Raw genomic sequence first — 12,220 nt, 5'->3', positions numbered from 1 at the left:
TGTGCGCGCGGGCGCTGCGGGCGGGAACGATGGACGTATGTCCGGTCCCTACCTCATCCGAGGCTCCGTCGCCCTCCCCCAAGCCGAGCTGACCTGGCGGTTCTCCCGCTCGTCCGGGCCGGGCGGGCAGCACGTCAACACCACCGACAGCCAGGTCGAGCTGCGCTTCGACCTGGCCGGGACGGACGCGCTGCCGCCGGTGTGGAAGGAACGGGCGCTGGAGCGGCTGGCCGGGCGGCTGGTCGGGGGCGTCCTCGTCGTGCGCTCCGCCGAGCACCGCTCGCAGTGGCGGAACCGGGAGAGCGCGGCCGTCCGCATGGCGTCGCTGCTGGCGGAGGCCACGGCCCCGCCGCCGCGGGCGCGGAAGCCGAAGCGGGTGCCGCGCGGCGTCAACGAGCGGCGGCTGCGGGGCAAGCGGCACCGCAGCGACGTCAAGCGCGGCCGGCAGGGACGCGGCTGGGACTGAGCGGCGCACGTTCCTGCCGCGCGCCGCCTGCCGCGCGCCGCCTGCCGGGCGCCGCCTCCCGCGCCCCGCCGCCCGCACGTCCGGGAGCCGGAACCGGTGCCGTCGTGCGGGTGCGCTCCCATTCCACATCGAGAGTGGACTAGACCTTTCACGCCTTCTCGGGCGACACTGACCCCCGTGAGATACGTCATCGCCCTCGATGTGGGCGGCACCGGGATGAAGGCCGCCCTGGTGGGCCCTGACGGCCGCCTGCTGCACGAGGCGCGCCGCCCCACCGGCCGCAAGCGCGGTCCCGACGCCGTCACCGCCGCCGTCCTGGACTTCGCCGACGAACTGCGCCGCGTCGGCGCCGACCGCTACGGGACGGGACCGGCCGCCGCCGGAGTCGTCGTGCCCGGCATCCTGGACGAGCCGGAAGGTGTCGTGCGCTTCTCCGCCAACCTGGGCTGGAAAGACGTGCCCCTGCGCGCCCTGCTCGCCGAGCGCCTGGGTGCCAGCCTGCCCGTCGCGCTGGGCCACGACGTGCGCACCGGCGGCCTCGCCGAAGGCCGCATCGGCGCAGGCGCGGGCGTGGACCGGTTCCTGTTCGTGCCGCTGGGCACCGGCATCGCCGGCGCCATTGGTCTGGACGGGCGAGTGGAGGCCGGTGCCCACGGCGGCGCCGGTGAGATCGGCCACGTCGTCGTGCGGCCCGCGGGGCCCGAGTGCGGCTGCGGGCAGCGCGGCTGCCTGGAGACGATGGCCTCGGCCTCCGCCGTGGGCCGCGCGTGGGCCGCTGCCAGCGGGGACCCGGCGGCCACCGCCGCCGACGCCGCCCGCGCCGTCGTGGCGGGGGACCCGCGGGCCGTCGCCGTGTGGCAGGACGCGATCGACGCCCTGGCCACCGGCCTCGTCACCGCCCTCACACTGCTCGACCCCCGCATGCTGATCATCGGCGGCGGGCTGGCCGAGGCGGGCGACACGCTGTTCACCCCGTTGCGCGGGGCCGTGCGGGACCGGGTGACGTTCCAGCGGCTGCCCTCGATCGTGCCGGCGGCCCTGGGGGACGCCGCCGGCTGCCTGGGCGCGGGACTTCTCGCCTGGGATCTACTCTCCGCGGAGGTTGCGAGCCGATGACCACGGCGATGACGACGGCGCAGGCAAGGCCGGGGCGCACGGTGCTGAGCGGTGCCCGGGTGGTGACGCCGTCGGGCGTCCTGGACGGCGGCCGGGTGACCGTCGAAGGGCGGCGGATCACCGCCGTGACGGCGGCGGGGGCCGCCGGGGCGGCGGGGGCGCCGGAACCCGGCGGGACGGCGTCCGGGGGAACGGCGTCCGGCGGGGCGGGGGCGGACGGCGCGCTCGACCTCACCGGCCACTGGCTCGTCCCCGGCTTCGTCGACCTGCACAACCACGGCGGCGGCGGCGCCTCCTTCACCTCCGGCACCGCCGAGGACGTGCTCACCGGTGTGCGCACCCACCGCGCGCACGGCACCACCACGCTCGTCGCCTCCACCGTGACCGGCGACCTCGACGTGCTGGCCCGCCAGGCCGCGCTGCTGGCCGAGCTGGTGCAGCAGGGCGATCTGGCCGGCGTCCACTTCGAGGGGCCGTTCATCTCGCCGTGCCGCAAGGGCGCGCACAGTGAGGAACTGCTGCGCGACCCCGACCCGGCTGAGGTGCGCAAACTGGTGGACGCCGCCCACGGCACCGCCGTCATGTGCACGCTGGCCACCGAGCGGCCCGGCGGCATCGACTCCGTCCGGCTGCTGGCCGACCACGGGGTGATCGCGGCCGTCGGGCACACCGACGCCACCTACGAGCAGACCCGCGAGGCCGTCGACGCCGGGGCCACCGTCGCCACCCACCTGTTCAACGCCATGCCGGGGCTGGGCCACCGCGCGCCGGGGCCGATCGCCGCGCTGCTGGAGGACGAGCGCGTCACCGTCGAGCTGATCAACGACGGCACCCACCTGCACCCGGCGGCGCTGCAACTGGCCTTCGCCCGCGCGGGCGGCGACCGCGTCGCGTTCATCACCGACGCCATGGACGCCGCCGGGTTCGGGGACGGCCGCTACCAGCTCGGCCCGATGGAGGTGGACGTCGTGGACGGCGTCGCCCGGCTCGCGCGGGACGGCGCCATCGCCGGTTCCACGCTCACGCTGGACACGGCGCTGCGCCGGGCGGTCACCGTGGACGGGCTGGCCGTCGAGGACGCCGTGCGCGCGGTCTCGGCCACCCCCGCGCGGCTGCTGGGGCTGGCCGACCGGGTGGGCGCGATCGCACCGGGCCTGGACGCCGACCTCGTCGTGCTGGACGGGGACTGGACGGTGCGCGGCGTGCTGCGCCGGGGCGGGTGGATCGTGGAACCCGCACCGTCCGCACGGTGAGCGGGGCCTGACGGGCGCGGCCGGGCGGGGCGGCCCCGGCGGCGCCGCCCGCGTCCGCACGGCGCGGGCGGCGGACTTCCGTCAGCCGCCCACGTGGCCCTTCTCCAGCCAGACGCGGTCCAGCGCGAAGTCGCAGGCGTTGCCCTCCTCGCACGACACCCGGACGGTGTTCGTGCCTTCCTTCAGCTCCACCCAGGCGTAGGTCTGCGTCCAGCCCTTGGCCCAGTCGTTCTCCTTCGCGCGGGCGAAGTTCTTCATGTTCAGCGGCCGGTTCTGCGGCTCCCCGTTGAGGGTGAGGGTCGCGTTCATGTCCTTGCCGGGCACGGTGTAGCCGACGTAGACGGTGTACTGGCCCGCCTCGGGCACCTCGGCCGTCCACGTCGCCGCGGCGCCCGGCTGGTTGAACGGGGCGACGTACTTGCCGTCCCTGGCCTTGGAGCCCTGCACGTCGGCCGCCACCTGCGGGCCGCCGTCCAGGCGGAGGCTGGAGGCGTCCTCGGAGGGCAGCGGTGCCGCCTCGGCCTCGTCCTTCTTCCCGCCGTCCCCGGAGTCCCCGCCGTCCTGCTGCCCGTCGCCGCCCTGCGCCTGACCGGCCGCCGAGGTGTCCGCCCCGGCGTTCTTCGCGTCGTCGTCCCCGCTGAAGGCGACGGCGGCGCCGACACCGATGACCACCGCGCCGACGACCGCGAGCGCGGCGATCAGCAGCCCGTTGCGCCGCTGCGGGGCGCCGTGGCCGCCGCCGTGCGCACCGGAGCCCGCCGCGCGACGGGTCCCCTCGCGGCGGGCGGCCTCGCGGCCTCCGGGCTGCGTCTCGGGCGCGGCGTAGTGCACGCCCGGGTACGTGCCGCCGGGCTGCTGCGGGTACTGCTGCTGGGGAGCGGCCTGCTGCGGGGCCTGGTTCCCGTACCGGCGTTCACCGACGGGCCTGACCTGGTGGTACGAGGTGCGGGGAGTACCCTGTTGGGGCCCCTGGGCGGGCGCGCCGTCCTCCTGGCGGTACAGGTAGCCGAACGGGTCGTCGCCCTCCGGCGTGTTCGTACCGTTGTTACCGGCGGTCATCCCCTGCTCTCCTCATACGGCAAATGGCTGACCTGGCGCAGCCTACCCCGTTCGGGTGAGCGGAGAGGGACGTGCTAAGCGGCGTCCGGCCCTACCCGGCGCGGCGGTGGCTCTTGGCCCTGGACCGCTTCTCCACGTACATCCGCTGGTCAGCGGATTGCAGGATCTCCTCGACCGACTGGCCGCAGGAAGCCCAGCCGATTCCGAAACTCGCCCCCACCCGGACCGTGCGTCCTTCGACACGTATGGGCGGGATGATCGCGTTGCGCAGCCGCACGGCGAGGTCGCCGGCGTCGGCCCGCCCGAGGCCGTCGGCGAGCACGACGAACTCGTCTCCGCCGAGACGGGCGACGGTGTCGTTGTCCCGCACCGCGCCGGCCAGCCGCCGGGCCACCTCGACCAGCACCGCGTCACCGCAGTGGTGGCCGTAGCGGTCGTTGATCGACTTGAAGCCGTCCAGATCGCAGAAGAGGACGGCGAGCCCCTTCTCGCCCGGGTCGTCGCTCTCCGGGGCGACCAGGTGCGTGTGGTGGTCGAAGCCGGGGCCGACCGCCACCAGGGCGCCGCCGTCCGCCGGGAAGCCGCCGTCCCCGGGCCCCTCCGGCGCGAAGGCGTCCCCTCCGTACGCCTCGGCCGGATACCCGCCGGCGGTGTACCCCTCGGCCGGGTACGCCTCCGTCGGGTACCCCTCCGCCGCGAGGCGGCCGTCGTACGCCTCCGCCGCGAGGCCGCCGTCGTAGGCCACGCCCCCGTAGCCGCCGGGGCCGTAGCCGCCCGCCCCGTGGCCGTCGCCGCCGAAGGCGTCCGGCTCCAGCGTCCCCGGTTCGTAGCCCCGGTCCGCGAAGGCGTGCGCGGGCACGCCGTGCGGCCCGGGGGAGTGCGCCGGGACGGGGCCGGGGCGCTCGCACAGCCGGGCGCTGAGCCGGGCGCGCAGCTCCGCGCTGTTGGGCAGGCCGGTCAGCGCGTCGTGGCTGGCCCGGTGCGCGAGCTGCAGCTCGTGCCGCTTGCGTTCCTCGATGTCCTCGACGTGCGTCAGCAGGAAGCGCGGCCCGTCCGTGGTGTCGGCCACCACCGAGTGGCGCAGGGAGACCCACACGTAGGTGCCGTCTCTGCGGTGCATGCGCAGCTCGACGCGTCCGTTCTCGACGGCGGTGCGCTGCAGGGTGCCGAGGTCCTCGGGGTGGACGAGGTCGGAGAAGGAGTAGCGGCGCATCGCCGACGCCGAGCGGCCCAGCAGGCGGCACAGGGCGTCGTTGGTCTTGATGAGCCGTCCGTGCTGGTCACCGCCCATCTCGGCGATGGCCATGCCGCTGGGGGCGAACTCGAAGGCCGCGCGGAAGCTCTCCTCGCTCGCCCGCAGGGCCTGCTGCTCCCGCTCCAGCCTGACGAGGGCGCGCTGCATGTTGGCGCGCAGCCGCGCGTTGCTGATGGCGATGGCCGCCTGGAAGGCGTACATCTGCAACGCCTCGCGGCCCCAGGAGCCGGGGCGGCGCCCGGAGCGGGGCCGGTCGACGGATATGACGCCCAGCAGCTCGTCGTCCGGGGTGTACATGGGGGCGAAGAGGCGGTCCATCGGGTGCCACTCGTCCGCGAAGCGGGGGGCCGGGCCCGGGGTGTGCCACTGCGGCACGTCGTCGTCGTCCAGCACCCAGCCGTCGGTGTAGGGGACGAACCGCAGCTCGCCCCACGCCTCGCCCATCGCGAGCCGGCGCTCCCAGGAGGCGCGGGAGCCGACGCGGCCCGCCATCATCGCCTCGGCTCCGGTGCTGCCCGCGACGGCGGCGACGACGAGGTCGCCGTCGGGCCGCACCAGGTTGACGGCGGCCATCTCGAAACCCAGTCCGTTCACCACGCCGTCGGCGACCGTCTGGAGGGTGTCGGCGAGGCTGCGGGCGGTGCTGAGCTGCGCCACGGACTGGTGCAGACGGCGCAGGGTCGTGAGGCGTACGTACGGTCCGGAGTCGCTCTCCATCGCCCTCCCCCGCGGATCGCCCGTCTGCTCCGAGTGCCACTCCTGCGAGTGCCACGGCCACTGAATCACAGGCTGCTCCTCACTCGGTACACAGGGTCAACGAATAATCCCATCTGTGACTCAAGTCACAACAAAGATCACGTCAACGGCTGGACGGACTGCGAGCGCTCCCATAGAGCCCCACATATGACGTCGGCACGTGGGGCCCGGGCGGGCCCGTCGCCCGGTCCTAGGACCCGGCTGGTTCCCCGGTCCGATGTGTGCCCCGGTACGCGCTGGTTAGCGTTCCCCGTGTGTACCCGACAGCAGCGCACCGCACCGGAACCCCGTCCCCGCACGCCGACCGCACCGCCGGCGGCCCCGTCCCGCATGCTGGAGGGGTGAACGAGGAGCAGTTCCGGGCCGCTATGGCCCGGCTCGCGGGAGGCGTCGTCCTGGTGACGGCGTTCGACCCCGAGGACGGTCCGCACGGCGCGCACGCCGGTATGACGGCGACGGCGTTCGTGTCCGTCTCCCTGGACCCGCCGCTGGTCCTGCTCAGCGTGCGCACCGGCTCCCGCATGGACGAGGTGCTGGAGCGCGCGCCGCTGTGGGCCGCCAACCTGCTCGCGGAGGACCAGCGCCCGGTCGCGGGCCGCTTCTCCATGAAGGGGCGGCTGAGCGACCGGCTGCTGTTCTCCGAGCTGCCGCACGTGCGGGGCGAGGCGAGCGGCGCCCCGCTGGTGGACGGCGCGCTGGCCGCGCTGGAGTGCCGCACCGAGCAGCGGCACACGGCCGGAGACCACACGCTGCTGGTGGCCCGCGTGGTCACCGCCGCCGTCCCGTCCGGGCCGTCCGGCCCCCTCACCTACTACCAGGGCCGCTACCGCACGCTCGGCTAGGCGCCCGGACGCCCGGCTGCCCGGGGCTTCCGGACGGCGGCGGGGGAGGGTGCGGACGTCCGGTAAACGGGGGCCGGTGTCCGCCGGCGGTGCGGCGGTGTGGACACTCGTACCTTGCGCACGGCCCCACGAGGGGCGCACTGACGTGCGGGTTCGGTACGGGGGCGCCACGAGCGCCCCGCGACAGACAAAGGGGACAGGTAGTGCGGCGGCGTCGGTTTTTGGCCCTGGCGGCATCGGGCATGGCGGGCGCGGTGGGGTTGTCGGCCACGGCGTGCGGCGGCCCCGGAGGCGGCGACGTCACCCTGAAGCTCGTCGCCGCCGACTACGGCACCCCGCAGGAGGGCAACGGCTCGCAGGTGTACTGGGACAGGCTCGTCGAAGCCTTCCACGAGGAGCACCCGGACATCGGCGTCGACGTCACCGTCCTGAGCTGGAACGAGGTGGACAAGGCCGTCGCCGACATGGTCGCGGCGGGTGACGCCCCCGACATCGCGCAGATCGGCGCCTACGCCGACTACGCGGCGGGCGGCGACCTCTACAGCGCCTCCGAACTGCTCTCCATACCCGTGCAGGCCGACTTCCTGCCCGGCCTCGCCCGCGCCGGCGAACTGCGCAGGACGCAGTACGGGCTGCCGTTCGTCTCCAGCACCCGGCTCCTCTTCTACAACAAGACCCTCTTCGCCCGTGCCGGTCTCGACCCCGAGGCGCCGCCGGTGTCCTGGGCGGAGCTGAGGACGGCGGCCCGGGCGCTGAAGGAGGCGGGCGTCAGGATTCCCTACGGGCTCCCGCTCGGGCCGGAGGAGGCCCCGGCCGAGACCATGATGTGGATGCTCAGCGGCGGTGGCGGGTACACCGACAACGTCGGCAGCTACACCATCGACTCCGCCGAGAACGTCCGCACCTTCACCTGGCTGCGGGACGAACTGGTCCGCACCGGCCTGACCGGCCCCCAGGCCCCCGGCGAGACCGACCGCCAGGAGGTCTTCGACGCGTTCGCCGCCGGCGAGGTCGGCATGCTCAACGGGCACCCGACGCTGATGAGCCAGGCCGCCGAAGGGGACGTGGACTACGGCACCGCGCCGCTGCCGGGCCGGCTGGGCGCCGCCAGCGCCACCATGGGCGTCGCCGACTGGATCATGGGCTTCAAGCAGAACGGGCACCGCGAGGAGATCGGCGCCTTCCTCGACTTCGTCTTCTCGGTGGAGCAGCACTACGCCTTCACCGAGCGCTACGACCTGCTGCCCGTCACCACCTCCGCGTCCGACCGGATGAGCGAGGACGACGTCCACCGGGACCTGCGGCCGTTCCTCGAACAGCTCCCGGTCGCCGAGTTCTACCCGGTGGACAAGGTGTCCTGGGCGCAGACCAGCCAGGACATCAAGAACGCGATCGGCGAGGCCGTCGCACCCGGCGGCAGTCCGGAGAACGTGCTCGGCTCGCTCCAGCGCAAGGCGTGGGCCGAGGAGTCGGCCGCGCCGGGCGGCCGGTGAGCCGACGGCTGTCGGCGGACGCGGTTACGTTGGAGTGGTGAGCGCGGAGGACACGGACGAAGCGGACGGCGGCGGCGCCGGGCCGGACGGGCCCGGTGAGCCCGGCGGGGCTGCCGGGGCCGGGGAGCCTGCCGGGACCGCCGGGGCCGGGCTGTCGGCGCGGGACGAGGCCGTGCTCGCCGTCGAGCGGCGCGGCTGGTCCGGCCCCGGCGCGAAGGAGCGGGCCATCCGGGAGCGGCTGGGCATCTCGCCGACCCGCTACTACCAGCTCCTCAACGCCCTGCTGGACGACCCCCGCGCGCTCGCCCACGACCCGGTGACCGTCAACCGGCTGCGGCGCCGCCGGGACGGACGGCGCGCGCGCCGGTAGGGTCGCCGCCATGGGCAGCCCTGACGCACACGCCGACGCACCCACCGACGTCCCCGCCGCCGCGGCCCCCCACGCGACCCCCGGCCGGGCCTTGGGAACCGGGGCCGAAATCCCCGGGCCCGCCACCCCGGGGGGCCGGGCCGGACTCGCCGCGCTGCGGGAGGAGCCGGAACGCTCCGTCGTCGCACTCGACTTCGACGGCACCCTCGCCCCGATCGTCGCCGACCCCGACCAGGCCCGCGCCCACCCGGCCGTGGTGCCCGCACTCGCACGCCTCGCACCCCGGCTGCGCGGTGTCGCCATCGTCACCGGCCGCCCCGCGGAGCTGGCCGTGCGCTACGGAGGCTTCGCGGGCGTGCCGGGCCTGGAGAACCTCACCGTCCTCGGGGCGTACGGCGCCGAGCGCTGGGACGCCGCGACCGGCGAGGTCAGCGTGCCGCCGCCGGACCCGGGCATCGCCGAAGTCCGCGCCGGACTGCCCCGCCTGCTGGCGTCGCTGGGCGTGCCGGAAGGGGTGTCCACCGAGGACAAGGGGCTGGCCGTCGCCGTCCACACGCGGCGGGCCCCCGACCCGTCCGGGGCCTTCGCGGCACTGCGCGAGCCGCTGTCCGAGCTGGCCGCCCGCCACGGACTGCGCGTCGAGCCGGGCCGCTTCGTGCTGGAGCTGCGGCCGCACGGCGTGGACAAGGGCGTGGCGCTGACGGCCTACCTGGCCGAGAAGGACGCGGGGCCCGTGCTCTACGCGGGCGACGACCTCGGGGACCTGGCCGCCTTCGCCGCCGTCGAGCAGCGCCGGGCGCAGGGAGTGCCCGGCGTGCTCGTGTGCAGCGGCAGTACCGAGGTGACGGAGCTGGCCGACCGCGCGGACGTCGTCGTCCCCGGCCCCGAGGGCGTCGCCGCCCTGCTCGCCGCGCTCTGACGCCGGGCGGTCACCGCTGCCGCGTCACCGTCGTGCCCGGCCGCCCGCCGCGCCGCGCCGCTCAGCCGCGCAGCGCGGCGAGCTGGTCCAGGAACCACCGCTGCGGCGGGAGCGCGGTCGCCGCGGCGGCCAGCCGCTTCGTGCGCCCGGCCCGGTCGTCCGGCGCCATCAGCAGCGCCTCGTGCAGCGCCCGCGCGGTGTCGCGGACGTCGTACGGGTTCACCACGAGCGCGTCCGCGCCCAGCTCGGCCGCCGCGCCCGCCTCGCGGGACAGCACCAGGGCGCACCCGTCGTCCGAGACGACCGGCACCTCCTTGGCCACGAGGTTCATGCCGTCCCTGATCGGGTTGACCAGCGCCACGTCCGCCAGCCGGTAGGCGGCCAGCGAACGCGCGAAGTCGTCCTTGACGTGCAGCACGACCGGCGTCCAGTCCCCGGCGCCGAACTCGGCGTTGATCCCGTCGGCGACGCGGGAGACCTCGGCGGTGTACTCCCGGTAGACGGCGAGGTCCTGCCGGGAGGGGTAGGCGAACGCCACGTGCACCACGCGCCCGCGCCACTGCGGCTGCTCCGTCAGCAGCCGCCGGTAGGCGTGCAGGCCGCGCACGATGTTCTTGGACAGCTCCGTGCGGTCCACCCGCACGATCGTCCGGCGCGGCGCGCCGTCGTCCCCGGTGCCGATCTGCTCGCGCAGCGCGGCCATCCGCTCCGCGACGTCGGGCCGGTGCGCCCGCTCGCGCAGGAAGTCCGCGTCCGCGCCCAGGCCGTGCACGCCGATCCGCGTGGTGCGGCCGTCGTGGGTGACGCGCAGCCCCTCGCCGTCCCGCTCCACCGAGGCGCCCAGCACGTCCGCGCAGCACGCGGCGAACGCCTCGGCCCAGCGCCGGGTGAGGAACGCGGCCCGGTCGGCGCCGAGGACGCCGCGCAGGACGGCGGCGGCGGTGTCGTCGGGCAGCAGCCGGTAGTAGTCGGCCGGTGCCCACGGGGTGTGCGAGAAGTGCCCGATGCGCAGGTCGGGGCGGCGCTCGCGCAGCAGGGCGGGCACCAGGGTCAGGTGGTAGTCCTGCACGAGGACGGCCGCCCCCGGCTCCGCGTCGTGGGCCAGCGCGTCGGCGAAGGCCGTGTTGTACGCCTCGTAGGCCGCCCACTGGGTCTCGAACGCCGTGTCGAAGGCGGGCTCCAGGGGCGTCTGGTACAGCAGGTGGTGGACGAACCACAGCACCGAGTTGGCGACGCCGTTGTAGGCGTCGGCGAACGTCCCGGCGGGGATGTCGAGCATCCGCACCCGCTGCCCGGCGGTGTCCGTCTGCGGCAGCAGCCCGTCCGCGCGGCGGGCCGCGGCGCGGTCGCCCTCGCCCAGGGCCGCGCACACCCACACCGCGTCCGCGTCGGAGCCGATGGCCGACAGGCCCGAGACGAGCCCGCCACCGCCCCGTTTCGCGGTGAGCGACCCGTCGTCGCCGAGGGTGTACGAGACGGGCCCCCGGTTGGAGGCGACCAGGACCTGGGACGACGACACCTGGGGCTCGTGGGACGCAGCGACCATGCGGCGAGCGTATCCGGAACCCGCCGCGTTCAAACGGCCGTGCGGGTCCGGAACCCCGGCGCGTGCGAACGGCCGTGCGGGCGCCCGGGTCAGCGGGCCCGTCCCGGCCGGTCACCGGCCGCCCACGGCACCGGAACCGGCCGCCCCGGTCAGGCCGCCGCGGTCAGGCCGCGTCCCGGGCCGCCGCGTACTCGGGCACACCGGCCATGGGCGGGCGCTCCAGGGTGTCCACGGGACGCGTGCGCGGGGCGAAGCCGCCCTCGGGGACGCGGTCGAACTGGGTCAGCTCCGCGCGGGTCAGCGGGGCGCCGGTGAGCCGGAGCTGCGCGGTGCGGTAGATGGCCGCCGCCATGCGGCCGAGCGCCTGCCCGTCCTGGTTGCGGTGCCGCCGCACGCCCACGTCCACCTGGGCCAGGGCGTCCAGCCCCACCAGGTCCAGCGCGTCCACCAGCAGGGCCAGCTCGACGCCGTACCCGACGGGGAAGCGCAGCCGCTCCAGCAGCGACCGCCGCGCCGCGTACTCCCCGCCCAGCGGCTGGACGAAACCGGCCAGCCGGGGCCAGTGCAGGTTCAGCAGCGGGCGGGCCACCAGCTCCGTCACCCGTCCGCCGCCCGCCGGGCTGTCGCCCAGCGGCCGGTCGTACATCGCCTTGACCAGCCGCACCCCCGGATCGGTCAGCAGCGGGCCGACGATGCCGGAGACGAAGCGGGAGCGGAAGTCCCGCAGGTCGGCGTCGATGAAGCAGACGATCTCGCCGCTGGTCGCCAGCAGCGAGCGCCACAGCACCTCCCCCTTGCCGGGCACCGCGGGTATCCGGGGCAGCAGCGCGTCCCGGTGGACGACCTTCGCGCCCGCGGCGGCGGCCACGTCCCCGGTCCGGTCGGTGGAGCCGGAGTCGAGCACGACCAGCTCGTCCACCAGGGGCACGTCCGGCGTCATCAGCTCGCCGCGGATCACCGAGACGATGGCGCCGACCGTCTCCTCCTCGTTGAGCGCGGGCAGCACGACGCTCACGCTCCCGCGCGTGCCCGCGGCCCGCTTGGCGGCCAGCAGCCGCGCCATCGGACGGTCATCGGCGCTCCAGGAACGCCGCCGCAGCCAGCTCTCGACCTCGTCCAGCACGTATCCGCCTCCGTAGGGATCA

The 12,220-nt window shown here is 75.5% G+C and carries 11 protein-coding genes; 7 read left to right on the top strand and 4 right to left on the bottom strand.

The annotated features are described in order from the left end of the window. Positions 1–37: 37 nt before the first annotated feature. The 3 genes from arfB (at position 38) to nagA (ending at position 2,835) form a co-directional block, all read left to right on the top strand. Positions 38–466, top strand: a complete 429-nt coding sequence (arfB, locus tag V1J52_RS16005) for an alternative ribosome rescue aminoacyl-tRNA hydrolase ArfB (RefSeq protein ID WP_330140469.1) — start codon at positions 38–40, stop codon at positions 464–466. A 177-nt stretch (positions 467–643) separates the two neighbouring features. Beyond that, the gene (locus V1J52_RS16000; RefSeq protein WP_330140468.1) at positions 644–1,582 is read left to right on the top strand and encodes an ROK family protein; all 939 of its coding nucleotides are present in this window, start codon (positions 644–646) and stop codon (positions 1,580–1,582) included. Beyond that, positions 1,579–2,835 (top strand): N-acetylglucosamine-6-phosphate deacetylase, encoded by a 1,257-nt coding sequence (gene nagA / locus V1J52_RS15995; RefSeq protein WP_330140467.1) that lies wholly within the window; start codon positions 1,579–1,581, stop codon positions 2,833–2,835. The genes V1J52_RS16000 and nagA overlap by 4 nt, the downstream gene beginning before the upstream one ends. A gap of 81 nt (positions 2,836–2,916) precedes the next feature. Here nagA and V1J52_RS15990 read toward each other — a convergent pair whose 3' ends face one another. Both V1J52_RS15990 and cdgB read right to left on the bottom strand, forming a co-directional pair. Further along, a complete protein-coding gene (locus tag V1J52_RS15990) occupies positions 2,917–3,894 on the bottom strand; it encodes a carbohydrate-binding protein (protein WP_330140466.1) in 978 nt (325 codons plus the stop codon). Positions 3,895–3,985: 91 nt separating this feature from the next. Then, complete coding sequence (gene cdgB / locus V1J52_RS15985; protein ID WP_330140595.1) at positions 3,986–5,866, bottom strand: diguanylate cyclase CdgB; 1,881 nt, start codon at positions 5,864–5,866, stop codon at positions 3,986–3,988. Between the two features lie 293 nt (positions 5,867–6,159). Here cdgB and V1J52_RS15980 point away from each other — a divergent pair, with 293 nt between their 5' ends. The 4 genes from V1J52_RS15980 to otsB all read left to right on the top strand — a co-directional run bounded on the left by V1J52_RS15980 (position 6,160) and on the right by otsB (position 9,529). Then, entirely contained in the window at positions 6,160–6,747 is a 588-nt protein-coding gene (locus V1J52_RS15980) for a flavin reductase family protein (RefSeq protein ID WP_330140465.1), read from the top strand. Between the two features lie 242 nt (positions 6,748–6,989). Continuing rightward, positions 6,990–8,240 (top strand): extracellular solute-binding protein, encoded by a 1,251-nt coding sequence (locus tag V1J52_RS15975; protein ID WP_330140464.1) that lies wholly within the window; start codon positions 6,990–6,992, stop codon positions 8,238–8,240. A 151-nt stretch (positions 8,241–8,391) separates the two neighbouring features. Continuing rightward, entirely contained in the window at positions 8,392–8,610 is a 219-nt protein-coding gene (locus V1J52_RS15970; RefSeq protein ID WP_330140594.1) for a DUF3263 domain-containing protein, read from the top strand. A 10-nt stretch (positions 8,611–8,620) separates the two neighbouring features. Beyond that, positions 8,621–9,529, top strand: a complete 909-nt coding sequence (gene otsB / locus V1J52_RS15965; RefSeq protein ID WP_330140463.1) for a trehalose-phosphatase — start codon at positions 8,621–8,623, stop codon at positions 9,527–9,529. A gap of 61 nt (positions 9,530–9,590) precedes the next feature. Here the strand turns inward: otsB and V1J52_RS15960 are convergent, their stop codons facing one another. Both V1J52_RS15960 and V1J52_RS15955 read right to left on the bottom strand, forming a co-directional pair. Beyond that, complete coding sequence (locus tag V1J52_RS15960) at positions 9,591–11,075, bottom strand: alpha,alpha-trehalose-phosphate synthase (UDP-forming) (protein ID WP_330140462.1); 1,485 nt, start codon at positions 11,073–11,075, stop codon at positions 9,591–9,593. Positions 11,076–11,238: 163 nt separating this feature from the next. Further along, positions 11,239–12,198: a glucosyl-3-phosphoglycerate synthase gene (locus tag V1J52_RS15955; RefSeq protein ID WP_330140461.1), complete on the bottom strand. Its 960-nt coding sequence runs from the start codon at positions 12,196–12,198 to the stop codon at positions 11,239–11,241. Positions 12,199–12,220: the final 22 nt, after the last annotated feature.

The organism is Streptomyces solitudinis, assembly GCF_036323765.1.
In the GTDB taxonomy this organism is placed as follows: Bacteria; Actinomycetota; Actinomycetes; order Streptomycetales; family Streptomycetaceae; genus Streptomyces.
This window is presented reverse-complemented; position numbering and strand designations above follow the sequence as displayed.

What these genes read in the sequence shown, in the direction of transcription:
- arfB (WP_330140469.1), top strand. Translation starts at nt 38, where the DNA reads ATGTCCGGTCCCTACCTCATCCGAGGCTCCGTCGCCCTCCCCCAAGCC.
- nagA (WP_330140467.1), top strand. Translation starts at nt 1,579, where the DNA reads ATGACCACGGCGATGACGACGGCGCAGGCAAGGCCGGGGCGCACGGTG.
- V1J52_RS15960 (WP_330140462.1), bottom strand. Translation starts at nt 11,075, where the DNA reads ATGGTCGCTGCGTCCCACGAGCCCCAGGTGTCGTCGTCCCAGGTCCTG.
- otsB (WP_330140463.1), top strand. Translation starts at nt 8,621, where the DNA reads ATGGGCAGCCCTGACGCACACGCCGACGCACCCACCGACGTCCCCGCC.
- V1J52_RS15975 (WP_330140464.1), top strand. Translation starts at nt 6,990, where the DNA reads ATGGCGGGCGCGGTGGGGTTGTCGGCCACGGCGTGCGGCGGCCCCGGA.
- cdgB (WP_330140595.1), bottom strand. Translation starts at nt 5,866, where the DNA reads ATGGAGAGCGACTCCGGACCGTACGTACGCCTCACGACCCTGCGCCGT.
- V1J52_RS15990 (WP_330140466.1), bottom strand. Translation starts at nt 3,894, where the DNA reads ATGACCGCCGGTAACAACGGTACGAACACGCCGGAGGGCGACGACCCG.